General features: G+C 34.4%; 30 protein-coding genes and 3 pseudogenes. 5 read left to right on the plus strand and 28 right to left on the minus strand.

Annotated elements, in window-relative coordinates; translation table 11 throughout:
- Positions 1 to 29 precede the first annotated feature (29 nt).
- The 22 genes and pseudogenes from ACP3VS_RS20150 to ACP3VS_RS20255 all read right to left on the minus strand — a co-directional run bounded on the left by ACP3VS_RS20150 (position 30) and on the right by ACP3VS_RS20255 (position 16,617).
- Positions 30 to 1,133, minus strand: a complete 1,104-nt coding sequence (locus ACP3VS_RS20150) for an S-layer homology domain-containing protein (protein ID WP_426389745.1) — start codon at positions 1,131 to 1,133, stop codon at positions 30 to 32.
- A gap of 162 nt (positions 1,134 to 1,295) precedes the next feature.
- Positions 1,296 to 1,976 carry a Fic/DOC family protein gene (locus ACP3VS_RS20155; RefSeq protein ID WP_426389747.1) on the minus strand — a complete coding sequence of 227 codons (681 nt, stop codon included), beginning with the start codon at positions 1,974 to 1,976 and terminating at the stop codon, positions 1,296 to 1,298.
- Positions 1,954 to 2,139: a hypothetical protein gene (locus ACP3VS_RS20160; protein WP_426389749.1), complete on the minus strand. Its 186-nt coding sequence runs from the start codon at positions 2,137 to 2,139 to the stop codon at positions 1,954 to 1,956. Before ACP3VS_RS20160 ends, ACP3VS_RS20155 begins: the two co-directional genes overlap by 23 nt.
- 78 nt (positions 2,140 to 2,217) lie before the next feature.
- Entirely contained in the window at positions 2,218 to 2,424 is a 207-nt protein-coding gene (locus ACP3VS_RS20165; protein ID WP_031417591.1) for a hypothetical protein, read from the minus strand.
- A 156-nt stretch (positions 2,425 to 2,580) separates the two neighbouring features.
- Entirely contained in the window at positions 2,581 to 3,321 is a 741-nt protein-coding gene (locus ACP3VS_RS20170; RefSeq protein WP_426389751.1) for a hypothetical protein, read from the minus strand.
- Entirely contained in the window at positions 3,321 to 4,454 is a 1,134-nt protein-coding gene (locus ACP3VS_RS20175) for an ATPase, T2SS/T4P/T4SS family (RefSeq protein ID WP_426389752.1), read from the minus strand. Before ACP3VS_RS20175 ends, ACP3VS_RS20170 begins: the two co-directional genes overlap by 1 nt.
- 335 nt (positions 4,455 to 4,789) lie before the next feature.
- Positions 4,790 to 5,722 (minus strand): annotated as a pseudogene (locus ACP3VS_RS20180) (flavoprotein); the annotation flags it as partial.
- Positions 5,723 to 5,828: 106 nt separating this feature from the next.
- On the minus strand, positions 5,829 to 6,050 hold the full coding sequence (locus ACP3VS_RS20185) for a hypothetical protein (RefSeq protein ID WP_197224022.1): 222 nt from the start codon (positions 6,048 to 6,050) through the stop codon (positions 5,829 to 5,831).
- A gap of 71 nt (positions 6,051 to 6,121) precedes the next feature.
- The gene (locus ACP3VS_RS20190; protein ID WP_036124835.1) at positions 6,122 to 6,403 is read right to left on the minus strand and encodes a Fe-S cluster assembly protein HesB; all 282 of its coding nucleotides are present in this window, start codon (positions 6,401 to 6,403) and stop codon (positions 6,122 to 6,124) included.
- Positions 6,400 to 8,169 carry an arsenical pump-driving ATPase gene (gene arsA / locus ACP3VS_RS20195; protein WP_426389755.1) on the minus strand — a complete coding sequence of 590 codons (1,770 nt, stop codon included), beginning with the start codon at positions 8,167 to 8,169 and terminating at the stop codon, positions 6,400 to 6,402. The genes ACP3VS_RS20190 and arsA overlap by 4 nt, the downstream gene beginning before the upstream one ends.
- 1 nt (position 8,170) lies before the next feature.
- Positions 8,171 to 8,530: an arsenite efflux transporter metallochaperone ArsD gene (gene arsD, locus ACP3VS_RS20200; RefSeq protein ID WP_426389756.1), complete on the minus strand. Its 360-nt coding sequence runs from the start codon at positions 8,528 to 8,530 to the stop codon at positions 8,171 to 8,173.
- Between the two features lies 1 nt (position 8,531).
- Entirely contained in the window at positions 8,532 to 8,951 is a 420-nt protein-coding gene (gene arsC / locus ACP3VS_RS20205; protein WP_036161510.1) for an arsenate reductase (thioredoxin), read from the minus strand.
- Between the two features lie 12 nt (positions 8,952 to 8,963).
- The gene (gene arsB / locus ACP3VS_RS20210) at positions 8,964 to 10,022 is read right to left on the minus strand and encodes an ACR3 family arsenite efflux transporter (RefSeq protein WP_426389759.1); all 1,059 of its coding nucleotides are present in this window, start codon (positions 10,020 to 10,022) and stop codon (positions 8,964 to 8,966) included.
- A complete protein-coding gene (locus ACP3VS_RS20215; RefSeq protein ID WP_012294252.1) occupies positions 10,015 to 10,341 on the minus strand; it encodes an ArsR/SmtB family transcription factor in 327 nt (108 codons plus the stop codon). The genes arsB and ACP3VS_RS20215 overlap by 8 nt, the downstream gene beginning before the upstream one ends.
- 312 nt (positions 10,342 to 10,653) lie before the next feature.
- Positions 10,654 to 11,478 carry a cupin domain-containing protein gene (locus tag ACP3VS_RS20220; RefSeq protein ID WP_426389761.1) on the minus strand — a complete coding sequence of 275 codons (825 nt, stop codon included), beginning with the start codon at positions 11,476 to 11,478 and terminating at the stop codon, positions 10,654 to 10,656.
- Between the two features lie 293 nt (positions 11,479 to 11,771).
- Positions 11,772 to 12,374, minus strand: coding sequence for a nucleotidyltransferase domain-containing protein (locus tag ACP3VS_RS20225; RefSeq protein ID WP_426389763.1), 603 nt, complete (start codon positions 12,372 to 12,374; stop codon positions 11,772 to 11,774).
- A 101-nt stretch (positions 12,375 to 12,475) separates the two neighbouring features.
- Positions 12,476 to 12,799 (minus strand): annotated as a pseudogene (locus ACP3VS_RS20230) (histidine phosphatase family protein); the annotation flags it as partial.
- Positions 12,800 to 12,972: 173 nt separating this feature from the next.
- A complete protein-coding gene (locus ACP3VS_RS20235; protein WP_426389765.1) occupies positions 12,973 to 13,611 on the minus strand; it encodes a hypothetical protein in 639 nt (212 codons plus the stop codon).
- Entirely contained in the window at positions 13,592 to 13,765 is a 174-nt protein-coding gene (locus tag ACP3VS_RS20240) for a hypothetical protein (protein ID WP_426389767.1), read from the minus strand. Before ACP3VS_RS20240 ends, ACP3VS_RS20235 begins: the two co-directional genes overlap by 20 nt.
- Positions 13,766 to 14,159: 394 nt before the next feature.
- The gene (locus ACP3VS_RS20245) at positions 14,160 to 14,717 is read right to left on the minus strand and encodes a hypothetical protein (protein ID WP_197224026.1); all 558 of its coding nucleotides are present in this window, start codon (positions 14,715 to 14,717) and stop codon (positions 14,160 to 14,162) included.
- 43 nt (positions 14,718 to 14,760) lie between these two features.
- Positions 14,761 to 15,174: a universal stress protein gene (locus ACP3VS_RS20250; RefSeq protein WP_036215934.1), complete on the minus strand. Its 414-nt coding sequence runs from the start codon at positions 15,172 to 15,174 to the stop codon at positions 14,761 to 14,763.
- A gap of 12 nt (positions 15,175 to 15,186) precedes the next feature.
- Complete coding sequence (locus tag ACP3VS_RS20255; protein WP_426389789.1) at positions 15,187 to 16,617, minus strand: SulP family inorganic anion transporter; 1,431 nt, start codon at positions 16,615 to 16,617, stop codon at positions 15,187 to 15,189.
- 95 nt (positions 16,618 to 16,712) lie between these two features.
- Here ACP3VS_RS20255 and ACP3VS_RS20260 point away from each other — a divergent pair, with 95 nt between their 5' ends.
- The gene (locus ACP3VS_RS20260; protein WP_036215928.1) at positions 16,713 to 17,255 is read left to right on the plus strand and encodes a recombinase family protein; all 543 of its coding nucleotides are present in this window, start codon (positions 16,713 to 16,715) and stop codon (positions 17,253 to 17,255) included.
- 221 nt (positions 17,256 to 17,476) lie between these two features.
- Here ACP3VS_RS20260 and ACP3VS_RS20265 read toward each other — a convergent pair whose 3' ends face one another.
- The 4 genes and pseudogenes from ACP3VS_RS20265 to rsbW form a co-directional block, all read right to left on the minus strand.
- Positions 17,477 to 17,953 carry an NUDIX hydrolase gene (locus ACP3VS_RS20265; RefSeq protein WP_197224027.1) on the minus strand — a complete coding sequence of 159 codons (477 nt, stop codon included), beginning with the start codon at positions 17,951 to 17,953 and terminating at the stop codon, positions 17,477 to 17,479.
- A 131-nt stretch (positions 17,954 to 18,084) separates the two neighbouring features.
- A pseudogene (locus tag ACP3VS_RS20270) lies at positions 18,085 to 18,558 on the minus strand (8-oxo-dGTP diphosphatase).
- An 89-nt stretch (positions 18,559 to 18,647) separates the two neighbouring features.
- Entirely contained in the window at positions 18,648 to 19,325 is a 678-nt protein-coding gene (locus ACP3VS_RS20275) for a YetF domain-containing protein (protein WP_426389770.1), read from the minus strand.
- A gap of 397 nt (positions 19,326 to 19,722) precedes the next feature.
- Positions 19,723 to 20,193, minus strand: a complete 471-nt coding sequence (gene rsbW, locus ACP3VS_RS20280; RefSeq protein ID WP_197224029.1) for an anti-sigma B factor RsbW — start codon at positions 20,191 to 20,193, stop codon at positions 19,723 to 19,725.
- Positions 20,194 to 20,363: 170 nt separating this feature from the next.
- On the opposite strand from rsbW, the gene ACP3VS_RS20285 reads away from it, so the two are divergent.
- Together ACP3VS_RS20285 and ACP3VS_RS20290 are read left to right on the plus strand one after the other, a co-directional pair.
- A complete protein-coding gene (locus ACP3VS_RS20285) occupies positions 20,364 to 20,501 on the plus strand; it encodes a hypothetical protein (protein WP_012294238.1) in 138 nt (45 codons plus the stop codon).
- Between the two features lie 135 nt (positions 20,502 to 20,636).
- A complete protein-coding gene (locus ACP3VS_RS20290; RefSeq protein WP_012294237.1) occupies positions 20,637 to 20,789 on the plus strand; it encodes a hypothetical protein in 153 nt (50 codons plus the stop codon).
- Positions 20,790 to 20,865: 76 nt separating this feature from the next.
- Here the strand turns inward: ACP3VS_RS20290 and ACP3VS_RS20295 are convergent, their stop codons facing one another.
- Positions 20,866 to 21,090, minus strand: coding sequence for a hypothetical protein (locus tag ACP3VS_RS20295; RefSeq protein WP_426389772.1), 225 nt, complete (start codon positions 21,088 to 21,090; stop codon positions 20,866 to 20,868).
- A gap of 206 nt (positions 21,091 to 21,296) precedes the next feature.
- On the minus strand, positions 21,297 to 21,668 hold the full coding sequence (locus ACP3VS_RS20300) for a hypothetical protein (protein WP_426389774.1): 372 nt from the start codon (positions 21,666 to 21,668) through the stop codon (positions 21,297 to 21,299).
- 280 nt (positions 21,669 to 21,948) lie between these two features.
- Between ACP3VS_RS20300 and ACP3VS_RS20305 the strand changes: the two genes are divergently transcribed.
- Positions 21,949 to 22,101, plus strand: a complete 153-nt coding sequence (locus ACP3VS_RS20305; RefSeq protein ID WP_426389776.1) for a Ger(x)C family spore germination C-terminal domain-containing protein — start codon at positions 21,949 to 21,951, stop codon at positions 22,099 to 22,101.
- A 162-nt stretch (positions 22,102 to 22,263) separates the two neighbouring features.
- Positions 22,264 to 23,373 carry a GerAB/ArcD/ProY family transporter gene (locus ACP3VS_RS20310; protein WP_426389778.1) on the plus strand — a complete coding sequence of 370 codons (1,110 nt, stop codon included), beginning with the start codon at positions 22,264 to 22,266 and terminating at the stop codon, positions 23,371 to 23,373.
- The last annotated feature ends 869 nt before the right edge of the window (positions 23,374 to 24,242 follow it).

Consider the following 24,242-nt stretch of genomic DNA (forward strand, 5'->3'; position numbering starts at 1 on the left):
AAATAAAAAGGTCTTTTAATATAACTTTTTTACTTGCTTTGATCGGTTCCAGATTCATAAATCATTCCGTTCTGGTAATTAAAGTACATTGCGAACTTTCCACCATCATAAACCTCTCCCGTTTTGATCACTTGATTAATAATTGCGACATATTCCTCGTAAGTTACACCTGCATATTCGGAATTAAAACGTAGTTTTTCTTCAAATGTAAACGAAGAAGAATCCCAAGATTTTTCCTCTATATTAAAGCTTCCCTTGCCTCTATGTCCATTTTCTATGATGAGATTTTTAAAAATCTCTGCATTCTTCTTTTCATGTTCCCCTGCTACATAACCAGCTGGACGAGGAATTTTTGTTTTAATATCCTGATAACTCCAATCACTGTACTTGACTGGACTTTTACTTGTTGGTTTAGGATCTGGTTTTGGTTCTGGCGTTGGTGTTGGTGTTGGAATTGGTTTTGCCACGAAATCAGCATCTATATTCATAGCACGGTGCATGAATAGTACATAATGAACACGTGTCAAAGAACCGTTTAATTTAAACGTGTAGTCCTCATAACCTGTCGTTACGCCATTCGAATATAGTGCTTTCACGTATTCCTCATACTTCGATCCTTTTACATCTCCAAACAAATAATCTGCCTTCACTTCAAGATTGAAAGCGACAGCAATAATCTTCGCCATTTCACCGCGAGTTAGGGCTTTATTTGGATTCACATTGCCCTGGCTATCCATTTCTAAAAGTCCTGCTTCTACTAAGCTCTTGATGTCATCATAAAAAGGACTGTCCGTACGTAAATCCTTTGGCTGCTTAAATTCCTTTGTTTTTTCAAGCGTTAAACCATTGATTTTAAGCGCACGGCTAACTAAAGCCGCAGCGTGTTGACGACTAATTGTTGTATCCGGACGGAAAGTACCATCTTCATAACCTTGAATGATCCCAGCATCGCGCATTTCATGGATAATTTTATAGTAAGGAGAATTTACTTTTACATCTTTGAAAGGATTATTGGCCAATACTACAGTTCCTTTTGTTTCTGCAGCCTCAGCATAATGATTTGGAATAGGTGCCACCATCACCGGAATAGCAATAGCAGCTGCTATTGTCGCCATAAATAATTTGTTTCTCATAACATTTTCCTCCTTCAACAAATGGTATTTTTTTGCTTAATTTATATTTCAAACGAGTAACTATTAAATAGGAAGTTTCTATAACTATATTATACTATATCTGTTAAAATAAGCAATAAATTTCCATGAAAAAAGACTCACCATTTTTGGCGAATCCCTGATTTAACGATCTAGATAATGTCTTTCATTTTTGCCTTTCATTTGCTGCACTTGTAGTTTAAATCCCTTATCAAACGAGTGGATTATTTCTTTGTTAGGTTCATGATTAGCAATACATTTATAGATTACTTCACTTAATTTCGTGTCATCAAATTTAGATAAAATAGTAGCTCTTGTATACTCTTCTTTCTCAATTTCGCCCCAATTTAACTCAAAACCATTTTTCATTGCCAAAAGTCGAATAAACTCGGTTTGAGTTCGTCCATTGCCTTCTCTAAACGGGTGTAAAACATTAATTTCTGCCATGAAATAAGCAGCACGTTTGCAAAACTCTGCCATAGAGAGACCTTCTAAAAAATTCTCATTCTTTAATTCCTTGAATAACGTTTTTCCTTGATCGTCAATATACAATGAATTAGCAAATTGAAAATGATCTTTCGATATATTTTCATCCCGTATATCTCCGGCAAAGTCATAAATATCTTGAAAAATGTATCTATGGATAGATTTCAAATGAGAAAAATCAAAAGTCCCATACAGTGGCTCTTCTCTCAACTCTTTCAAACGTTTTCCAACATAGAGTGCTTCTAGTTGATCCAATTTTTGTTGGTCATGAATATTGAATTTATTAATTAAAACGATTGAATTAGGGTAACAATATTTAGATTGATTGAACTTTTCCATTGTCCAATATCTCCATTGCCATTTCATGCATCTGAGAAGTTGTAATCTCTCCTTTAGCCTCCATTAGAATTAATTGTTCAAACTCTGGCGTTAATTCTAAGCCTTCGAACGCTAGAACAGCTTTTACTTCTTCCATATTTTCTTCATGCGTTTTTTTTCTCATAGTTTTAGCTCCTTAAAATTGTGGCTTCGATCACAAGAGGACACTCCCTGCATCCCTTCAAAATGTTTTAATATATTTTCACTTTTTCTGCAAACCTTTTTCCACCACTTCTTTAAACCACTTATCAATAGTTTCTTTTTTCCACCCTTTGGTACTACCAATACGAACATCATGTGGAGGAAATTGATTTCTATTGATTAAAACAGCGATTTTACGTTGATCGCCCCAACCAACTTTTTCAGTCATTTTCCCTATATCAGTTTGACTCAAATATACCTCAGTCATAATGCTCTCCTCAAATATTCTATTGAAATTCTCTTTTAATATAACTATAACACATTTTGTTGTTAATTACAACAAAACAAAGAACTTTACAAACACTCAAAACTTAAATCTCAAAAGGACTCGCCATTTTTGGCGAATCCTCTAGTAATGAACAAATTAGTAGCGAATCGATATATCCATACTTCTTTTCTGTAAAAAGTATAGGTTCAAAAGGGCAAATACTTGTGTTATTAGTAACACACTTATGCCAGCAAAGCCAACGTTTAAAAACGTGTCCCATAGTTCCCCTACGATAAAACGCAACATTAATGAGATCCCCATTACCATGCCAAGCAACATATACACAGCCATCGCAAAACCTCTACGTTTACGGTATAATTCGTCACGTTTCTTTAGCTCAAATATCATGTTTTTATGTATTTGGCTAAATAAGTCATCCGGATTACCACCATGTTCATATTTAATTTTTAAATTTTGATGAAACTGATCTAAGGTTGGAAAATCATATTTTTCAAACTGATTTGTATTTAACTTGGCCTCTTTTTCTAGTTGCTGAATACTGACTTCAATAGCATTTTGTATGTCTGGATGAACTGTGGCTTTCGTTTCCTTGAGTGCATGAAGCACATTTTCACCTGTTTGAAGAAAGAAAATCATGTTCGTGACATACTTTAATAACTCACTTATATGCATTTGGTACTTTTTTAATTGGCGATTTTTTACGGTAAAGACAAAGAAGAAAAAAAGAGCACCTATACAGCCGACAATAATACTTGTAGTACGCTCTTTTGAAATGAGATAGAAAAACTGATAGTTTGCCAAAAACCAGATAAATAAATAAAACGCGATTTCCCAGCCATAAAATAGAGCGCGTGCTTCTTTTAATAATTGTTTCATTACTGTTTACTGCCTCCTTTTGGCAAAAATTCTTCTGGAACTAAATGAATTAATTCTTTATCCTCTAGTTCTGCCAATGTCTTTTCTGATAAAGGGTGATAACGCTGTTCAATACGATATTTGCCTGTTTTTTGGTCCCTTACTTTCACTTCTCTATACACATAGTTTCCTACTGCACCCTTAGAAGTAAAATCTGTATATTCCATCAACTCTTTGACCCTCCGTATAGTTTTTCCTCCTTTCTTTCTTTTCCCTTGTAAATAACAACCCCAACGTAGAAATTCTACAATTTCACTACCAATTAATTGATCTTCAATAATGGCATATGCTGGCGATTGACGTATCATTGGAATAAAACGGGAAGGAATATTCTTAGCTCCTTTGGCATGAAGTGTTGTAATAATAGCATGATCTGTTTTAGCACTATCTAATACATCTGCTGAAACTGCCCCACGTGTTTCAGCGATAATGGTCCAATCAGGATTATTTCGAAGTGCTGTTTTCACACCATCGCTCATTTCAAAGACTCCTGGTATTGTCTTTAAACTCGTAATATCCTTTTCAGGATATAATGCTTTAATATGACTATCACGTGTATCTTCAATTAAGAAAATATTTGCATCTTCTTCTGTATATCCAACTAACAACTTTTGGAATTCAGTTTTCCCCGAACCTGTTCGTCCACAAATTACTAGGTTGTCTTCTGAGAGCATTAATACATTAAATAATCTTTCAAGTGGTTCATGCTCTCCTGTCACTAAATCAGCAATTGAACTAATAGCTAAATGTGGACGAGAAATACGGATTGCTAAATTAATACCGTCTGGACTAATACGTTGGTGTGTTGCACTAATACGCAAAATTCCAATTTCCGTATCCAATTGTGGTTCACTATGTGAAAAATTCCTTTTTTGAACATCAGAAATTTGTTTCACTAGCCTCTGCACTTCTTCCTTGCTTGGTTGGTCTGGCGCTAAATATCGTCCTTTTTCATTATCTTGTATCCTCAATTGTGTTCCATTAAATCTAATATCTGTGATAGTTAATTGTTTCAAATAAGGCCCTAAAAAACTTTGCTCCAATATTTCATTAATTCTTTTTTCTAGTAGTTCCTGCTCGCTCATTACGTTCATTTTTTATACCTCCATTTGTTCAATAGACTAATTTTTTATTTGTAATATGTACCCTACAAAGCCCTCAAAAGCCTGTTCTATGCAGCTTTTGGGGTTTTCCTTTTTCTTTACAATGCAGATTAACGCAAAAAAATGCACACAGTTGGGGCTAGTTTTGGGACTATGTTGGGGCTAACATAATATTAATAATTTTTGGCGGCGTGTAAGCAAAATTTCAAATTTAGTAATAAGTAATAACCCCATTTTAGAAAAATTTGTGTTAATACTATGATGAGAAATATAAAGAATAGAACTTAGCGTTTAGTCCCTTCCCGCTTCCAGTAAGGAGGGAAATATAGGTCTGGTCTATTTCCTGCATTGACAATAAGCTCTTCAAATCCTGTTAATACTTTTGGTTCTCCGTTTATAGTACCAACAATATGGATGTTCTCTTCTTTCTTTACCTGTGAGATATAGAAAGGAGTTATTACTTCAACCTTACCTGTATCTACTAATTCGTGAATGCGAACACCGAGTGCGCCACGTGCTGCCAATGCATCTTTTTCTTCGCCACCATAGGCTTCTTCTACAGACTTTTTACGCATAATCCACACTAGCTTTGTTGATGGGTTCTCTTCTTGTAATTCCGCAAGTGTCAATAATGTATTGATAGCTGAATGGCCACCACCAATAACTGCAATCTTCTTATTGGCATATCTCTTAGGATTTGGATTCCCCCAAGTACCCGTCGCATCAATAACTGCTCTCGCCTCAATCATACGGATGTCATTCTCTTGTTCAATATAAATAGTAAAGGACTGTTCTACTCGATTTTTTGTCTTCATCTTATCATTCAATTGTCGTGAAATCCCTACTACTTTTGCGTTCAATTGAATGTTAGGCTTTATTTGTACCAGCTCAGACAAAGGTTTTAAATATAGATCTATTAATTCATGTCCTGTCGGTAACGTATCTAAATTAGGTGCTACCCATCCGGAGTCATCTAATAAAGCTTTAGCCGCTTTATTAAAATTATATCGCCATGGTGAAAATAGTGTAACATGCCCCTAGGTACGAATATAGTGTGCTATTTCACGCCCAGCCTCAAGTAAAATAAACGCTTACTTTTGTTCCACTAAATAAGCAGCTGCAGCTAATCTAATGGGACCTGCGCCAATTATGACAATCGGTAAATTCTTGTTGGATTTATTAACACTCTTCTGTACTTCAATATCCTTTGTAGTAGTACAACAAGAGCCATTTTGGTTGATTATATTTAGTGTTTTCATTATTACCTTCTCCTCTTCTTCTTTATATAAGCATTCTCTTATATAAAATGTATTTTTTACGTCTAGCAGTTAGCTAGACGTATTTTATTAAGCTTTTGTGATAGTATTAACACACTTCAATTTCACACATGATTTTATCAATTTCTATTATAGCTTTTTCAAATTGCAACCATGTAGAAGTGCCGTAACGATCCATATCTCCTTTAAAGAAGAAATCAAAAGCAAACTCTTTAGCCTGTATCAATGTGTATTCTCTACTATTCATAATTAACTTTAAATAAGCGATAAAATAATCTTTAGTTAATACGCTAGCATGATTTACTGTCATTATTGTATCCTCCATTCAACGGATTGAATAATTGTTACGACAGACAGTATATTTAGGATCAGGATCACTCGTTAGCAAGATGTTGGTGAGTATCCAACTAATACTAAACCTAGTTCACCATTCTCTTCTTCTGCATGGATCGTAACATCTGTTAATTGCGGTGCAATATCAGGATGAATTGCGACTTCGATACCTTCAATTGTTTGAATTGCATCTTCTTCTGCTGGTGCTTCTAAGCCTACACCTAAATTAACTCCACAGCAGCCTGCAATACCAAAGAAACGAAGCGTTTTAACCTCTGAATCAGCTAATACCTGTTCTAAATAATTTTTACCTTCTGGACTCATTTTCATTTGTTATTCTCTCCTTTTAATTCATGTAAGCCCTGTGTTCCAACCGGTGGCGTTTTTACCCATGGAATGGCCACAAATTGATTATTGCTGATGGATCTAACTTCTTTTAGCCATTTTGTTTCAGCTTGTTGTTTTTGAATTAATGTTGGACTTGTTGTATAGATAGATGAAAATGTCTGATTAACAACCCACCAATCAACAGATAATCCAGCACGGTGTAAATCTTCTTGTAAGCGCGAAGCTTCATAAACAGGTGTTGCTTCAGGAAGAGTTACAATGGCAACACTCGTATAAGAGGCATCACGCAACCTTGGTAACAGGTTAGAAACAGCTGGAGGAATATCCCCTTGTGAACGGCTTATTTCCCGATGATAAGCTTCTGTTGCGTCTAGTAAAAGCAACGTATGCCCTGTTGGTGCGGTATCAATAATAATGACTTCATCTTGATGATTTTCTACCACGTTAGCAAATGCTCTGAATACAGCTATTTCCTCTGTACAAGGAGAAGCCAAATCCTCTTTCACAAATGCTAAACCTTCCTCATTCATCGTTTCACTTGCCTTTGCAAGCACTTCTGCTTCATAGTTTGCCACTTCTGCTTTTGGATCAATACGACTTATCGTTAAATTTTTAACGTTGTCATCACCGAATGTCCAATTGAGATGTGCGGCAGGATCTGTTGTAGTTAAATGTACATGAGTACCCTCTTCCGCTAATCGTAATGCAATATAAGAAGCCACCGTTGTTTTTCCAACCCCACCTTTACCCATCGTAAAAATGAGTTTCGGCTTACGTTCTAAATAATCCGCAATCATTTCTTCTATCTCAGGAATCTTAGTTTCTTCATTTGATTCATCTTCATATACAACTTCTTGGTCAGTCATCCATGCTTGCAGACGCTCAATACTTGATAATGAGTATGGTACAAATGGTAAGTAGAAATGCTCAAATCGATTTAGTTCATCAGGAATTCTTGCTAATGCATCAGCTTGATGCGCAATGAAAGCCTCTTCAATATCATCAGTAGAGTAGACATTACTCATATATCCATTAATTAGTAATGTCTGATTTTGAATACCGATTTCAAACAGCTCCTGAGAAGCACGTGCTGCTTCCTTTAAAGGGTTTTCTTCAGGACGTGTCACTAACATTAACGTTGTTTGATTAGCATTCTTTAAACGTTCAACTGCCTCTTTATAGACTTCTCGTTGCTGTTCTAGCCCTTTTAAAGGACCTAAACATGAGGTACCAGTCGTGTTATCATCTAGAAACGTAGACCATGCAGAAGGCAGTTGTAATAATCGTAACGTATGCCCTGTTGGCGCTGTATCAAACACGACTGTGTCAAAATTTCCAATGACTGAAGTATCAGTTAATAGTGTTGCAAATTCATTAAAAGCAGCAATTTCTACTGTGCAAGCACCAGAAAGTTGCTCCTCCATATTTTGTAATACCACATCAGGTAGTTTTCCACGGTACGGACCAACCATTTGCTCTTTGTAATGCTGTGCCGCCTGTTCAGGGTCCAAATTTATTGCAAATAAATTGTCTATGCCTTCAATTTTTGTTGGACTATTAGAAAGCGTTTGGCCAAAAATATCTTGTAAGTTGGATGCGGGGTCTGTACTAATTAAAAGTACCTTTTTCCTTTCCTTTGCAATGGCTATTGATAGGCTACACGCAACCGATGTTTTCCCAACGCCCCCTTTCCCCGTAAAAAACAGGAATGGGGTGTCTGGGAAATGACTTCTTGTAAAGCGTTCCATCTTACGCATCTCCTTTTAGTGACAAGCGTACTTTTGGCTTTTTTAGTAATTCGTCTTCTGAAAGTCCTGACCACTGTGAAAATTGTTCATTTGTTGGATAGACCCCTTTGCAAAGTAATTCTCCATCCACAAATGTTGCAGGCAAGGCTTCCATTCCTTCTGACATTAATAGTTGATTGATTGCTTCGTTTTCTACAAAAGCATTTGGCTCGTTTGTAAGATTAAATCTTTTTGCTTCTATGTTTGTTTTCTTTAAATTATTCATAATAAATGACATACGCAATAATTCTGGGTCTATAGAGGGTCCACATAAGCCTGTAGAACAGCACATTGCTGGCTCATAGATATGAATTTTTTTCAATTTATTTCAGCTCCTCAGCTACAAATTGTTCAATGCGTTTACCAATTGCATCACGAACATTTTGGAATACAGCCCACTTCTCTTCATCAGTACCTGTCGCTTTCGCTGGATCTTCAAATCCCCAATGCTCACGACGAACGTTAGGAGGTGTCATTGGGCATTTATCAGCTGCATCCCCACATAAAGTGACAACTAATGTGGCGTTGTTTAATGTCTCAAAATCAATTAAATCGGATGTATGATTTGAAATATCAACCCCTACCTCCGCCATCGCTTTAATAGCATTCGGATTTACGCCATGAGCTTCAATACCAGCACTTTTAACTGTCCAATTGGTAGGGAGTAATTTCTTTGCCCATCCTTCAGCCATCTGGCTTCGACATGAGTTTCCTGTACATAAGAAATAAAGTGTATTTGTCATAGTAATTGCTCCTTATAATTTAATGGTTTTAAAGTATTTTTTCTGCCAACGTAAGGCAACCCATACAAGTCCGATGAGAACAGGTACTTCTACAAGTGGACCAATAACAGCAGCAAATGCCACGCCACTGTGAAGGCCAAACACGCCAACTGCCACGGCGATCGCTAGCTCGAAGTTGTTACTTGCAGCTGTAAAAGAAAGAGCTGCTGTGACAGGATAAGATGCCCCAACTTTACGGGAAGAGAAGAATGACACAGTAAACATGATCACAAAGTAAATAAATAATGGAATAGCAATCCGCACTACATCAAGTGGCAGTTCTACTAATTGCTCTCCCTTTAAAGCAAACATCATCACAATCGTGAACAGCAGTGCAATTAGAGTCAGTGGTGAAATTTTCGGTAAGAACTTTTCCTCATACCACTGTTTTCCTTTTGTTTTAATCCCTACCCATCGTGTGAGGAACCCTGCAGCAAATGGTATTCCTAAGTAAATTAGAACGCTCTTTGTAATCTCCCACATAGAAATAGATACATGGAAATTCTCTAGACCAAACCAACCAGGTAATACATTTAAGAAAAAGTAAGCAAAAATAGAATATGTTAAAATTTGAAAAATAGAGTTAAATGCAACTAAACCAGCTACATATTCACGGTCTCCACGCGCTAAATCATTCCACACAATCACCATGGCAATACATCGAGCTAAGCCAATCATAATGAGTCCAGCCATATATTCTGGGTAATCATGTAAAAAGATAATCGCTAAAAAGAACATGAGGAACGGGCCTAGTAACCAGTTTTGTAAAAGTGATAGTAATAGCACTTTCCAATCCTTAAACACGCGCCACATTTCTTCATACTTTACTTTTGCTAATGGGGGATACATCATGACAATTAACCCGATAGCAATCGGTATAGACGTTGTGCCAATAGACATGGACTCTAACGCTTCACCAACATTAGGCATGGTGATACTTAATACAACACCTATTCCCATCGCAACGAATATCCAAAGGGTAAGGTAACGATCTAAAAAAGAAAGCTGTTTGGTTAATGATTCATTACTCATTTGTATTTCCCCCTACATGGCAGCAATCTGTGCCACAGTTGCACCCGTTTAAAGGCTGAATTTGTTCTAAAATCCCCTTCATCAGTGGCGTTTGTTCCTCTACTAAACGGTAATGTTTCCAAGTCCCTACTTTTCGTTCCGTAATAATGCCTGCCTCCTTTAATTTTCGTAGATGCTGACTAACGGCTGGTTGTGATATTCCTAGCACATCCACCAAATCACACACACATACCTCCCCATTTTTCATGCATGCAAGTAATTTAATACGATTTAAATCAGCTGCTGCTTTTAGTTGTTTTTCAATTAGTGTGTTTTCCATTTATCTGAGCTCCTTATATAATTATTTGCTTATATATCAATTTATATAAAATCACCTCGTTAAGGAAAGGTGAATTAATATGTATATAACTATATTCTTATACTATGTTTTAATGTTTTGAATTGCAACAGAAATTTGCCCAATTTGAAAATTTCTTATTTCAACTCTCTTAAAACAAATTCATTAGAATTAGCGCGTACTATTTAATTATTGTATTTTATTCAAATTATGGCCCTATAACAAAAAAACACCCATTTCTACATGAGTGTCTTAATTGAATGATATCTGTATCCATTATCTTTAAAAGTTTTTCTACATATTTTTGCTTTGTTGTAGAAGTTTAGATTCCCCTGTCCGTTCCCATTCTTCCACTGTCTCATATGCCTTTTCTGGAGAATATCCTTTTCCTACTAGAACCCCCATAAGAATAAATTCCTGAAGAATGTGTGTTGGATTTATTCCTCTTTGAACATCCTCTAATCCTTCATTTACCAAGAATTCCGTGTACCGCACCCATTCATCTGGAGTCTTGCCAGAAATAACGGTATTTCCATTACTGTTATTGTTACCCTTTTCTCCAGCCGTTGCTGCAGCTTTAGTAGGGTGAACGGTTCCAAACGGATGGTTAGGCGGGGAATAGATTGAATACAGTTTTAGTGGAATACTTCCTGTATTTGTTAAGTTATGCCATGTTCCGGCAGGGATAAAAATGGAAAAATCATCATGGACATTTCTTTTAAAGGTTAAATTATCTTTACTCTCGCCCATTTGAGTTACCCCTTGACCCTGCTCTATACGTAAGAATTGATTGACATTAGGATGCATTTCTAGTCCAATATCTTCTCCTGGATTTAGACTCATTAATGTTAGCTGTAAATGCTTTCCTGTCCATAAAGCTGAACGATACGTATTGTTTTTCTTTGACGCCTCGTTAATATTAATGACAAATGGGTTAGCCCCATAATCTTTTAACATTATTTCATTATTACCATTGGTAGCATGATAAGGATTTAATTGATTTGCAGGAGTTGCCCCATAAGGGTATGTCCAGTAATTCGGGTATTCCATATAATGATGCATTGATGCATTTCCATAATAAGGGGTTTGATATGGATACCCGTTAGATTGATAATACATTTAATCATTCCCTTCACAGATTCATCGTATTATCATATGCAATTGTTTTAGAAACGTCTTTCATTGAAAATTAGTTGTATGTTTATCCGTAAAAATAAGAAATATTATCAAAGTAGCAATGATTACTGTTTAAAGAAAATTTCCGAATGCATCTATTAGCTATATTTATTGCACAATCTGGCCCTTTCTATGAATAAAGACGCTTTCCTTATTACGGAAAGCGGCCGATTGTTGAATAAGATTCCTAATTTTCGGAATTAATAATAACTTCTGTTTTCAATCACATTTCACTCTTAGATATAGTCAAGCCACGAATGACCAGTTGGAAATTGTCTTTTCAAAGTCATTTTTAACCAATCCCTTTGTTCAGGCAGTAAATGTGGAAGCATAATTTGTAAATCTTTAAAATCTTTTTCTCTAACCTTTGAGCTACCACCTTTATAAAGGAGTTGAATTTCGGGTCTCAGGTAAGGTATCTCATCATCTGTTCTTAAAAATATATCCTCTAATCTTCTTCGAATAGATTTTTCTCTCCTGTAAATCCAGGATTGTTGCTCTGTCTCTACTAACATAATTTGAAAAGCCCAGGGAGAACTACTGCTTTTTGTAACCCAGATATCATTTGTGGTTTTTAAAAACTCACCTTCTTGCCAAGGAACAAGTTTCCCATTCTCTGCTTTGTATAACATCCAATCACTTGACAAATGATTATAGGCGGTCAATTGTTCCTCTCGAAGTATTATTACATCAATATCCTCATGTGCCCTTGACTGTTCGCCTAAATATAAATCTAAAGCCCATCCCCCTCCAATACCCCATTTAATCGGAATAATAGAAAAGAGCTTATTAATTTCTGTTGTGGTGATTGATTCCCAATTATCTATATCTGTCCGCAAATAAATCTCCTCCGGTAGCGTTGAAATAATATTTGAATAAAAGTATCCTGTAACCTTAATTTCGTTATAAAGTCCACCGTTTTAAAATTAACGGTGGAATTCTATTGATTAAATAGGTTTCTTAAAAAGTGGAACAAGATTTTTAAGAAAGTTATCCTATTATCTAAATGATTCGTATCATTTAGAATGTGACTTACCTTTTCCTTTTCAGTAAGTTCAATTAGGCTAATTCCCGTATCTCCAATTTTAAAATAATAATCCATATTGATTGGCATTTGGTAAAAAGCACGTAATATATTATTAATTACTCCACCATGAGCAACAATCGCTATACTTTCATATGTATCTCCTATCACAATCTTTGAAAATATCGTTTCTATTCTCATTCGAAATTCTATGAATGTCTCTCCATTCTCAAAACTCTCCCTTCATGTACGTTTAAAATATCTGCTTCACATTCTCAGTGGCGAATTAACAGTATTTGCATGCCTTTTCCTCCTTATATCTTTAAATCCCAAAAATATAAAACTAAACTGCTTCCTTTAATTGTATAGACAGTTCTCTCAAAGATTGTTGCTTCGGGGTTTTGCTATCCTTTTCAATTAAGGCGCCCGTTTGTGGAAAAACATTGACTTATAATCTTACTTTCGTTTCGTTTGAACCAGAAATTTACACTTTCGAAGAACTTTGCGCCATTTTCAATCATACCTAAAGCATCATTAACCGATATTTCATCAGGGTAATACCTTTTAGCACATTCATAAAATTGAATTGCAAATTTTTTCATTTCTTCGGGTAATATGTGTATTGCCTTATTTTTTGGCATCTGCCATATTGCAATGGCATCTTGATGTATTAAAGTGAGGACGTGATAAATGGTTGGGGAAACTTGTGTATTGAGTAAACGTACAACTCTCGTTAGTCTCTCTTTTCCGTGGTCTAATAGTGTAGAAAAATACTTAGGAACATCAGTTAAATCATTTAATGATTGTAATGCCGTTTGCTTCAATTGTCCATTTGATGCTTCCTCTACTGGTAGCCTTCCAGCCACAATTTGATAAGTGCCAGGAACTGGACCAATAAATCCCTCTGGCAATTTATCTGTTAATGCATCACATTGAATATACCTAAATGGTTTTATATCAATTTTGCTTAAGTCTCGATGAATTTTTAGATATAATTCCAATGGCAGTATACCTTGTTTTTCAAAAGCCGTTTCAATAAAGATGAAAATCAATATCGCTTGAACCTGGAATAATGCCACCTTTTACAACGGAACCGTGAACAATTAAACCTATAAAATCCTCTCTTGTATGATATTGATAAATATAAGCAACTTTTTCTACAATTTTTTTTGCTTCCTCTTGTATATTTAAAATATTTGTCTTCATATATACCTCCTAATTATCTCAAATACATAATTATACCAGAAAGTGACCTTACTTCCTTTATTATTTATTTTTTGGAATTATATATGCATTGAACTAACCTGGACATTAGTGGAAATCTTCGCTTCTATTGAACAATCACACCCGTTAGTTGCACAACATTTATAATTTGCTTTCTAAATTTGACTTTTAGACGAAGAAAGACGCATTCCAGAAGAAAGGATTGCGCCATTTACAGTATAATAATAAATATTTTTTATTCAAATTTCACTTATTTTTTTACAATTGAATTTTCTATTACGCTAACCATATCATCGTTAAAAACATCAATAAGATATTGCTTCGTTTCTCGCATTGTCGTTTACGCAACATACATCCCTTCTATTTCTTTACAAGGTTATTGCCTCTTACTTCGTGTAATTCCGAGATAAACAAATACCATACATACTATAAGACCAAATGTTGCTGGAATAATTATAGATTTGCCAGAGTTCCCTACAAATAGGATACTCCATCCTACTTTCCCTATTGCTATAAAGGCCATAATCGAGAAGCCGAACCAAATGTTTCGTTGCCAGAAAGCAAGAGCTAAGAGGGTTAAAGATAGTGGTACCATTAATGTAAGCAAAATTTTACCCAATTCCCAATCCCCAGTTAAATAATCGACTTCATATTGAAGAAATTCTTGCACTATTGTATCTACAGTAGTCGGTTCAGGGAACCAAAACATGGATGTGAAAATGCAGAACAGAGTAAAGGAGATTCCGGCAAGGCTCCTTTTGAAGGCAAAAAAACAAAAAGGAATTATAAATATAGGTCTAATATACCAAGAAAACTGATTATGATGTCTTGCAAAAGCCCAATCAAGTAAATCGTGATTAAATATAAATGCAATCAGTAAACAGGTGGAGCATAGAGCAAAGAAAATAGCCAAAGGCGTATCATATTTACGCATCAGAAGTTTTCTCCTTCCCTTGTATTGGGATTAATAGACCTCACTATTTCACAATTAACGCTGGGCAATGAACATGTTTCATAACTTTATGGCTTACACTTCCTAACACCATCTCTTGTAATGTATTTAAGCCTCGGCTACCAATGATAACTAGATCAACTTGCTTTTCATTTGCGTACTTTACAATTTTAGGACCAGGTGTACCATGTAAAATCGTTAATTTTGTATTACTACCAGCAACTCTTAAAACTTCTTCTACTGGTGCTACCTTTCGTTTACGTTCTAATAGTAAACTATCACTAGATGCAGCATGTAACACTTCTGTTTTTGCCTTTTCAAAATCTGCCACATACACCATTTCAATCAATGAATTCTCAGAAGCAATTTTGACTGCCTCTTTTGCGGCACGCACTGAATTCTCAGAACCATCAACAGCCAATAAAATATGCTTATACATAATGTATCCCCCTTAATGTGATACACTTACATTTAATAATTGGTTATATAATTTTTCACTCGCTGGGTTCATGCCAATGACTTTGACTGTTTTCCCCTGCTCTTCTAACTTCGTGACGACTTTTACGACTGCACCAACTGCTGATTCATCCCATAAATGGCTACTTGTTAAGTCGATTGTAACGATATCAGCCTTAACTGCTTCAAGTGTTTGGACAAATTTTTGTGTAGAGGCAAAGAATAAAGGACCTTCTACAATAAATGTACCGTTATCTTGATGTATTCGTACCTTTGAAATCGTTGCGACAAAGAATAATGAACTTAAAATTACCCCTAATACTACTCCAATCGCCAAGTTATCTGTATAGACAACTACAGCTACCGTTGCGAGCATAACGAATGCCTCACTTTTAGGTGCTTTGACAATATACTTAAACGATCCCCAATCAAATGTACCGATACTTACCATGATCATAATCCCAACAAGTACTGGCATTGGAATATCGATCACGATGTTGCCAAGTACTAGGATTAAGAACATTAGGAACATCCCAGCCACAAGTGTTGATAGGCGTCCTCGTCCACCTGATTTTACGTTAATCATCGACTGTCCGATCATTGCACATCCCGCCATACCTCCAAAGAAACCATTAACGATGTTTGCAATTCCTTGTCCACGTGCCTCGATATTTTTATTGGATTTTGTATCCGTCATATCATCAACAATTTGTGCGGTCATTAGTGATTCCATTAATCCAACAAGCGCTAATGCTAGTGCGTAAGGGAAAATAATCGCTAACGTTTCAAAATTGAATGGTACGTCTGGAATGAAAAAATGCGGTAAGCTCTGTGAAATCGCACCTAAATCTCCTATCGTTTTTAGTTCAAAATTAAAAATGAATGTTACAGCCGTTAACAGGATAATCGCAATTAACGGTGCAGGTATTGCTTTAATGAATCGAGGTAAAATGTAAACGATACATAATGTGACCACGATAAATATATACGTTATATACCCTTCCCGTAAAAAGTGTGGTACTTGAGCCATGAAAATTAAGATTGCTAGTGCATTAACAAATCCAATCATGACGGAATTCGGTATAAAACGCATGAGCTTAGCAATTCCAACTACACCAAATAAAACTTGAATAATTCCTGTTAAAATTGTTGTTGCTAATAAATATTGTAACCCATGGTCTGTCACCAAATCTGCAATCACGAGTGCCATTGCTCCTGTTGCGGCAGAAATCATTCCCGGTCTTCCCCCAACAAATGCTATAATAACAGCAATAGAAAAGGACGCATAAAGTCCGACCATTGGATCGACACCAGCAATAATAGAAAAGGCTATTGCTTCTGGTATAAGTGCTAAGGCGACGACAATCCCTGACAAGATGTCACCACGCACATTACCAAACCATTGTTGCTTTAAACTTTGCATGATATTCTCCTTCTTGACTACAATATAATCTTTGAAAATATCATAGCACACTTTTCCCAAAAAGGAACCTTTGTGGAACTAAAATGGAGTGAAATTATATGATTTACGGTTATCAACGACCCTTATATAATGATGAGGATATGCAAATTCAAACTGCTGCTTTAAAGAATTGTGACCATCTATTTACTGAAAATCATGGTCGTGCGAAAAAGCGATTAGTTCTTGAAGAATTACTCATGACCATAGAAAAAGACGATACCATTCAGGTACTTCGTTTCTTTAGCATCGCAGATACAACTAGGCATTTAGAAGACTTACTAAAAATTTGTAAAAGAGATCAAGTAACAATTCATTTTATGGAGGAAAATATTACGTCCAAACAAATTCTTGAAATGCAACTAGGACAAGTTTTACAATTCTTTTTAACATTTCAAAGTGATATCATAAAGCAATCAACTACTTTGGGAATGGCTGAAGCGAAAGCAAAAGGAAAGTCAATTGGGAGACCTAAGAAGTCAGATGAAAATGTAAAAAAGGCAATTGAGATGTATCAGTCTGGAAATAGCACATTACTGGATATTAAGAATGAAACAGGTATTAGTAAATCAACACTTTATCGTTATCTAGAGTCAATAGAATAAAACAACAGAAAACTGAAATCTTTATAACCACTTTTAATTAAATTAAAAACAAGCCTGCTTATGCGTTAATTTGAGCAGGCTTGTTTTTTGAGTGAATTAAAAATCCTTCGTTTTTACTTCCCGAAAAGTCATACAAGAATGGTATTCAATAATAGGCTCGTTAATTAAAAAAATTAGCTGCCTATGCAACTACGTGTTCTTCAAGTAAAGCACCGGTTAGCCTAAATATACTCTTTCACAAACTTTTGATTGGTGTTTAACCGATGTAATAACCTTTTGTTCAATTCCCATAACGCCGTTTTATTGCTATCCCATTTCAAAAGCGTTACTGCCTCTTCAAAACATAACCATTTATAGTGAAGGTGCTCTTTGGATAAAGATATATCTTTTGTAGGAACTTTAACACCAAAAGAAAATTCTTTTAATACATAAACGTCTTCTCCCCAAAGGAAATTCCCAACTACATCTTCTACTGGTAGTGAAGACATAGAATCTAATTCAATATATGGATGATCTCTGGTAATGCCAGCCTCTTCAAATGCTTCTCTTTTAGCTGATTCAATAGGAGTCTCACCCTCTTCTCCACCACCAGCTAACCCCTGCCAATACCCATAATCACTTCTCTTAAAAATTGCATATTCAACGGAATTGTCAGTGATTGTATAAGGAAATACCAAAACTTGATAAGGTGCCCTCATTGCTTATCTCCTCCCAAAAATAACCTTAAAATAAATTTGACCTTTCTTTAACCAACTAATTTATATATGTATCGAACTAACCTGGACAATAGTGAAAAGCTACGGTTCAATTGAACAATCACACTCGTTAGTTAAGTCTTCTTTATTGTAACTTTTCCCTCTTTATTTTCTGCATGATTCCATTCAACTTGTATTTCAAATGTCCCTTCTTTAAAGAATAAAGGGAATCTTCTTCGAATAGATTCCTGCATCGGAAGGCTATCTGCTTCATTTATATTTACTCAAATGGCCTTTCCTTCTGGTGCATCTTCAAGTAATTCTCCTTTGAAATCTTTTGTGATGTAGTTAAAAATCATATATCTATCCATAGTAACTGGATTTACATATTCATAGAGACGTTTAAAGATAAGGTTATTTACTTCTAAACCCGTTTCTTCTTTTACTTCTCTAATTGCACTTTCCACAATACTTTCTGGAAATTCAACTTTTCCACCAGGTGGAATAAACCCTTTGAAATGATCATGTTGTCTATCAAGTAGTAAAACCTTATCTTCTTTTTGAATCATGCAAACAGTCCACATTTTACAATTTACATAATTACCCATTTTTTCACCTACTAATTTTTATTTTAACCATATATTTCTTAGGTCTTTTACAACTTGATAAAAAGATATAGTAGAAAATATATTTAAATTTAACTAAAGGTTTGGACAAACAATCCATCATTTTCTAACCATTCAGCTATAAAAACATCTCTAATATCCATTATGTTTTGGGTCTTAAGTTGAACCTTCAACCATTCCTCATTTTTCCCAATATCCCTTAATTCATTGACTAACAATTTACCGTCTCTAATTATGGTAACTGGAACATGCACTTTTTTTAATGGTTTATTAAAATCTTCTCTTGTAGTTTTTTGATAAGGTGATTTCTTCAATATACTAATAGAACCATTGGATTCTAAATAACAATAAGCTACTTCTCGTATAGAAAATGTTTCGGATTGACGCAATAGACTTTGAAGTTGATTAATATTCATCCTATTTTTTTTCAACTGTTCCCTATTTATAACTCCATCTCGTATTAAAACAGATGGTTTTCCTTCAAATATTAGACGCAGCTTTAGAAATTTCTGACCTAAAATTTCAACAATTAACAAAAGTAATGCCCATAATACCATAGAGTAAATAATGTAAAGAACTCCTACTTTTTCATCATAAAGAGCATTACCTAATAATTCTCCAAGTACTATAGCAGCTATGAATGTAAAAGGAGATACTTGATTTATTATTTTCTTCCCCACGATTTTCACAAGAATGAATAACAGAAAAAAACCAATAACAATTTCTATTGTTAAATAAAAGACGTTCAAAATTTAACTCCCTTCTAAAAAAGAACTATTGACATTATTAACTTCTTTTTAGGGATTAAATCATTTAAAGCTATAAATCACTGCTTTTTTTTAAAGGGATTTTATTTTTTCTTTATACTGCACAATATCTATTTCAAGTTTTCTTTAACTAAGTGTGTATAGGGGCTCACTAAATAACAATTGTCATTATAGCAAGACTGTAAATAAAGGGAATCACTCCTAAGCATTCCGCCTTCATTATTGTACAAAGTATTATAAATCCTTAATTTAAAATCAAACGAGTTACTTATAGTGATCCTCTATTTTCTCTCTACGCATTATTTATCAGTATCAGCCTCATTAAGCTGTTGACTTGTACAATTCAACCCACTTTAATAAATCTTCCTTGGGAGAAGATTTATGTAGTGACTCTTTCAACATTTTTTTCCACATGCTCCCTAGTGATATACTTTGTCATAAAGACAGTTACGCCACCATCGTTATTGATCATCACCTCATCCATCAAAGTTTCCATTAAATAAAGTCCTAACCCACCTTCTCTTAGCCCAGCAATATTTTCTTCAGGATGGTACGGTCTAATCTTAGTCTTAATTTCCTCGAAATTAAAACCATCGCCGTAGTCAGCAATCATCAATTCTATTTTATTGTCGTATAACGCACATCCGATGACGATTTCACCTTCTCCATCTTTTTTATAAGCGTGATGGACGACATTAGTGACAGCCTCACTTGCAGCAATTTTTAAGTCTTCGATATCATTATAATTAAAGTCAATCCGGCTTGCTAAACCAGAAACAGTTAACCGAATAACACTGACAAATTGCGGTTTAGCAGGAACCCTAATTTCAATATAGTCAAATTTCTTCATTATCTTAATCCCACCTTTTTATAGTTTCGAAATCCCCAAACACTTAGTTCAGTAATTTCAAATAATTTTTGTAATCTAGTCGATAAACCAACTAGCTTCACTTTGCCATTTTTACGTAATGTTCTTTTGTAAAAGGCTTTGTTCACTTAATCGCAAAGGATGTTGATAAAATGTTATTCACTAATGAAACAACTAAGGCAGCAGTACGTGACTACATTAAACAATCAGTTGATAAAAAGAAAATCGATAAGTCATTGCTTGATAAATTCGACCAAGGTACGATGACCAATGGTGATTTGAAGGATTAAAGATTATCATTACACAACGTAGCACCTAATAGCAAAAACCTGGAATTAAAACCGATTATTGTGAGGTATAATTCGAATTCACAACACTAAACCTATTAGAAGTCTTCAATGAAGTAATATAAATGAGGTGAATAAATGAAAAAAATTGTTTTTAGCGCACTTACATTAATACTTTGTACGGGATTATTGTTTGGATGTGGAAAAGATAATGATGAAAAGGAAATGGATTCGTCTGAAGAGTCTCGTAAAAAAGAACATAAAGACGATCCACAAAAATCATATTTTTAGTAAAGTATTTTTTAATATTGCCCAGATACTCATTAATTTGAGTCTAAGCTTTTTTATTTCCACAAATTAATACTTGTCAAAACGCAAAGGCGTGTTCTGAAATAATACAAACGAAAGTTCTTATCGAGAGGATGGGGTTGTATGTTGAATCCTGACCTGTCATCCAGCGATTCCCACCAACAAGATTATTAGTTATAGCACCTTTAAATCCATCTTTTGAAATTACGCAGACACCATTTATGGCTGTTTCGGTTGAGGGATTCTCTTTTTCAGATACCCAATTTTTATTGATAGAAACCAATGATAAAGCTACCTCATACTTGGTTCATCAACCCTATAATTAATTTTCTTAAATCAACTGGTTTTGTAAATGCCTCTAATGTATTTGTGTTCAAGGGGGTGCTTAATTTTGAATTATCAAGTGGCTTATTTAATATAGGGGTAACTAGAAGAATTTCTTCAATAAAGTCCGATGTACAATGTACGTAAATTTGATATCTTGTCTCCCTAAATCTTGTGAAAGTGTCTAGATACCGAATTAGCAAGTTCACTTTTTAAAGCATCCTCAGATAATAGTAAATAAGTCATATGCCCCCAATAAATTTCTTGGTCAGCTGATAGATATAATTTATAAATAGCTTCTTCAATAGTTTTTCCTTTAGCATGTGCAATTTCAGATAGGGTGGCATCAGGACTGGTTTTTTCAGATTTCGCAACATTGGAGAAGTTAATGAACTGTAAATAAATTACATACTGATTATCTATATAATCTACCCCGACTCCATAGACATAGTACATTTTCTGTGGTTCAGTAATATCCCAACAGCCTGTAAGTAGAAAAAGAGTAAAAGGGGAAATTAATAAAAATACTCTAATCATCGGCATTTTTCTCCTGATTTTTAAATTGTACACAAGTAAATTATTAACATTATAAAGATGTTCTATGCAATATAAGTAACTTAATGCTTGTATCATTCTTGGATAGTATAAACTCCTCTTAGATAGAACAAAATAATGAGAAGAAAAAGGATAGGGAGTAAAGAATTGCCGATTAGAAGATTTTATTTCATGTTATTTTTATTCGTGTACGGTCTAATATCCCTAGATAAAGTGGGGTTAACTTCATTAATAGGTTACGATATCGGACAAGAAGAAAAGTGTGACTGCACTAGAAAAGAACATTGAAAAGAAACTTAAAAATGAAATATCTAGAGTAATTGATCGTATTCAAGAGTTAGAGTCAGATATTTTTGGATTTTGGGGAAAATATAGAAGAACTGTGAGACAATCAAAACTAACAAAAGAAGTATAAAAATATGAAAGTAAATGTACATATTGCCTTTACTATTTTAAGAAATGGCGTATTCGAATAAGTATTCAAATACTATATAAGATATATTCAAAAAAATCTAAGCATTCATTATTAAAAATGATTACCATTGTTGACTATAAACCGAAAATGGGTGAACTACGTTTGTGCGCAAATAATAATGCAAAAATATTGAATCGCTACCATGTTATCATATTAGGGCAAAATATAATGATGGGCACAAGTATCCTTACTTTACCACAGAACCTTAGTTCAATGGGATATAGTCAGGCATTTATGCCACTTTTATTTGGGATTATTGCAAGTGTGAATTTATGGCAGATAATTTGGCTTTGTTCAAAGTTCCCAAATGATAATTTATTTCGTATAAATGAAGTTTTGTTAGGAAAATCTTTTGGTAAGATAATTAACCTATTTCTTATTATTCAATTCATTGTTTTTAGCGCAGGAATAATAAGTGATTATATGCATCTTATACAAAGTTCAGCACTACAAGAGCAAACAATTACTTTACCAGTTATTTGTTTTTTATTAATTCTTGTTTACATTGTTAATGGAGGTATAAAATCTATTGCAAGATTTAGCATATTTGCCTTCTTTTTATCAATTGCTTTATTTTATTTTTTACATTGGGCTATTGAAAAAGGGAATATAAGTCATTTATTTCCATTATTTAATTTCAATATTAAAGAATTTCTTACTGCTTTTAAAGAAGGCTACCTTTCTATTCTAGGTTATGAACTAATCATGTTTTACTTTCCTTACATTATAAATCAGAAAAAAGCATTTCGCGATTCTTTGATAGGAATTTGGATAAGTATACTCTTATTCTTTTTTACAACTGCTATAAGTATAATGTACTATTCAGAATGGCAATTGAAAAACGTAGAATTTTCCGTTTTAAATTTATTTAAAGCAGGGGAACTGTCTTTTGTAGAAAGAATCGATATTATTGGCATTACAATGTGGGTATTTCTAATTTTATCAACGGTTGGTGCTTATGTATGGTGTGCAAAAAAAGGACTAGATTCACTTTTAGTAAAGCGAAGTAAATATAAACTTATATATATTGCAGTGATTATTTTTTGCCTTATAAAATTACCACTCTCAAAGGAAATTCAAACAAAACTTATTATGGCTAGTAACTATATTGGATATATTGTAATTCTTTGGCCAGTCTTTTTAGGAATTATATTTTTATTACGAAGAAACCACATACCTCATGGAAGTGAAGATAAAAGCCAACAGCATTAGAAGTTAGGGAACTTTAGGGAACCATGGAGATTGATGTTACGCGAACAAGCTATTTTCTCTGTACAAGATGTACAATATGCATAACTTGAGACAGATGGTAAACTTAGTGTTTTACAAAAAACTTCTGAACAGGTTGCGACGAAACAGGACGTGAAAGCAGGTGTATCACCACCAACCTACCAACAGAAGTAATTTCAGTTGGCCAGCTTATTTACGAAAACCCTAGTGGAACTTGATTTGACAGAAGATTGGCTAATGAAAAAGTTAAAAAAGCAAAAGATGTCTATTTTGCACAGATTCAAACGAATGGCTCCTTATACATCAGTTTGAAGGACAAAGCTAGACCATCAAATCCTTAACACTTAACTAAGTTCTCCCTCTCTCCATAATTTTTATGAAATGCAATTGACTAGGGACTCACAATATAATTTGCTCTTCATTAATAAACTAGTTTAATTTGGTTCGGTTCCTACTTTTTATCAACATCTTTTTGTATTGTGTCACCAGAGGCAATTTATTTTTGTGAATCCCCTATACCTTCGATTTTTAAAGAAAAGTACCTCATTTTTTGGATAGGAAGACTTAAATTTATGTTATGTTCCAACAACACACCTATATAGTTAAATTCATTAACTAATAGGCCTCCTGATTGTATAATTATGTATTAAAAAGAAGTACCCAATGGGCTACTTCTTCACTTTTTCAAGATATTGTTCTGATTTCTAAAGATTGTTGTGCTCGATAATTTCATGTGCTTTCCAATCGCAGGCATGCTATTTCTATACTATGAAGTACCATATTTCTCTGTAACCTTGCACTTAGTGCTATTTTTGCAAGTTTTTCAGAAGACATAATTTATTGCTTCTTCA

Source organism: Lysinibacillus sp. VIII_CA, from assembly GCF_049943995.1.
In the GTDB taxonomy this organism is placed as follows: Bacteria; Bacillota; Bacilli; order Bacillales_A; family Planococcaceae; genus Lysinibacillus; species Lysinibacillus pinottii.

Bases quoted from the DNA above. Each gene is read 5' to 3' on its own strand.
- ACP3VS_RS20150 (WP_426389745.1), bottom strand. From the start codon at position 1,133: ATGAGAAACAAATTATTTATGGCGACAATAGCAGCTGCTATTGCTATT.
- ACP3VS_RS20155 (WP_426389747.1), bottom strand. From the start codon at position 1,976: ATGGAAAAGTTCAATCAATCTAAATATTGTTACCCTAATTCAATCGTT.
- ACP3VS_RS20160 (WP_426389749.1), bottom strand. From the start codon at position 2,139: ATGAGAAAAAAAACGCATGAAGAAAATATGGAAGAAGTAAAAGCTGTT.
- ACP3VS_RS20165 (WP_031417591.1), bottom strand. From the start codon at position 2,424: ATGACTGAGGTATATTTGAGTCAAACTGATATAGGGAAAATGACTGAA.
- ACP3VS_RS20170 (WP_426389751.1), bottom strand. From the start codon at position 3,321: ATGAAACAATTATTAAAAGAAGCACGCGCTCTATTTTATGGCTGGGAA.
- ACP3VS_RS20175 (WP_426389752.1), bottom strand. From the start codon at position 4,454: ATGAACGTAATGAGCGAGCAGGAACTACTAGAAAAAAGAATTAATGAA.
- ACP3VS_RS20185 (WP_197224022.1), bottom strand. From the start codon at position 6,050: ATGACAGTAAATCATGCTAGCGTATTAACTAAAGATTATTTTATCGCT.
- ACP3VS_RS20190 (WP_036124835.1), bottom strand. From the start codon at position 6,403: ATGAAAATGAGTCCAGAAGGTAAAAATTATTTAGAACAGGTATTAGCT.
- arsA (WP_426389755.1), bottom strand. From the start codon at position 8,169: ATGGAACGCTTTACAAGAAGTCATTTCCCAGACACCCCATTCCTGTTT.
- arsC (WP_036161510.1), bottom strand. From the start codon at position 8,951: ATGACAAATACACTTTATTTCTTATGTACAGGAAACTCATGTCGAAGC.
- arsB (WP_426389759.1), bottom strand. From the start codon at position 10,022: ATGAGTAATGAATCATTAACCAAACAGCTTTCTTTTTTAGATCGTTAC.
- ACP3VS_RS20215 (WP_012294252.1), bottom strand. From the start codon at position 10,341: ATGGAAAACACACTAATTGAAAAACAACTAAAAGCAGCAGCTGATTTA.
- ACP3VS_RS20220 (WP_426389761.1), bottom strand. From the start codon at position 11,478: ATGTATTATCAATCTAACGGGTATCCATATCAAACCCCTTATTATGGA.
- ACP3VS_RS20240 (WP_426389767.1), bottom strand. From the start codon at position 13,765: ATGAAGACAAATATTTTAAATATACAAGAGGAAGCAAAAAAAATTGTA.
- ACP3VS_RS20245 (WP_197224026.1), bottom strand. From the start codon at position 14,717: ATGCGTAAATATGATACGCCTTTGGCTATTTTCTTTGCTCTATGCTCC.
- ACP3VS_RS20250 (WP_036215934.1), bottom strand. From the start codon at position 15,174: ATGTATAAGCATATTTTATTGGCTGTTGATGGTTCTGAGAATTCAGTG.
- ACP3VS_RS20260 (WP_036215928.1), top strand. From the start codon at position 16,713: ATGATTTACGGTTATCAACGACCCTTATATAATGATGAGGATATGCAA.
- ACP3VS_RS20265 (WP_197224027.1), bottom strand. From the start codon at position 17,953: ATGAGGGCACCTTATCAAGTTTTGGTATTTCCTTATACAATCACTGAC.
- rsbW (WP_197224029.1), bottom strand. From the start codon at position 20,193: ATGAAGAAATTTGACTATATTGAAATTAGGGTTCCTGCTAAACCGCAA.
- ACP3VS_RS20285 (WP_012294238.1), top strand. From the start codon at position 20,364: ATGTTATTCACTAATGAAACAACTAAGGCAGCAGTACGTGACTACATT.
- ACP3VS_RS20290 (WP_012294237.1), top strand. From the start codon at position 20,637: ATGAAAAAAATTGTTTTTAGCGCACTTACATTAATACTTTGTACGGGA.
- ACP3VS_RS20300 (WP_426389774.1), bottom strand. From the start codon at position 21,668: ATGATTAGAGTATTTTTATTAATTTCCCCTTTTACTCTTTTTCTACTT.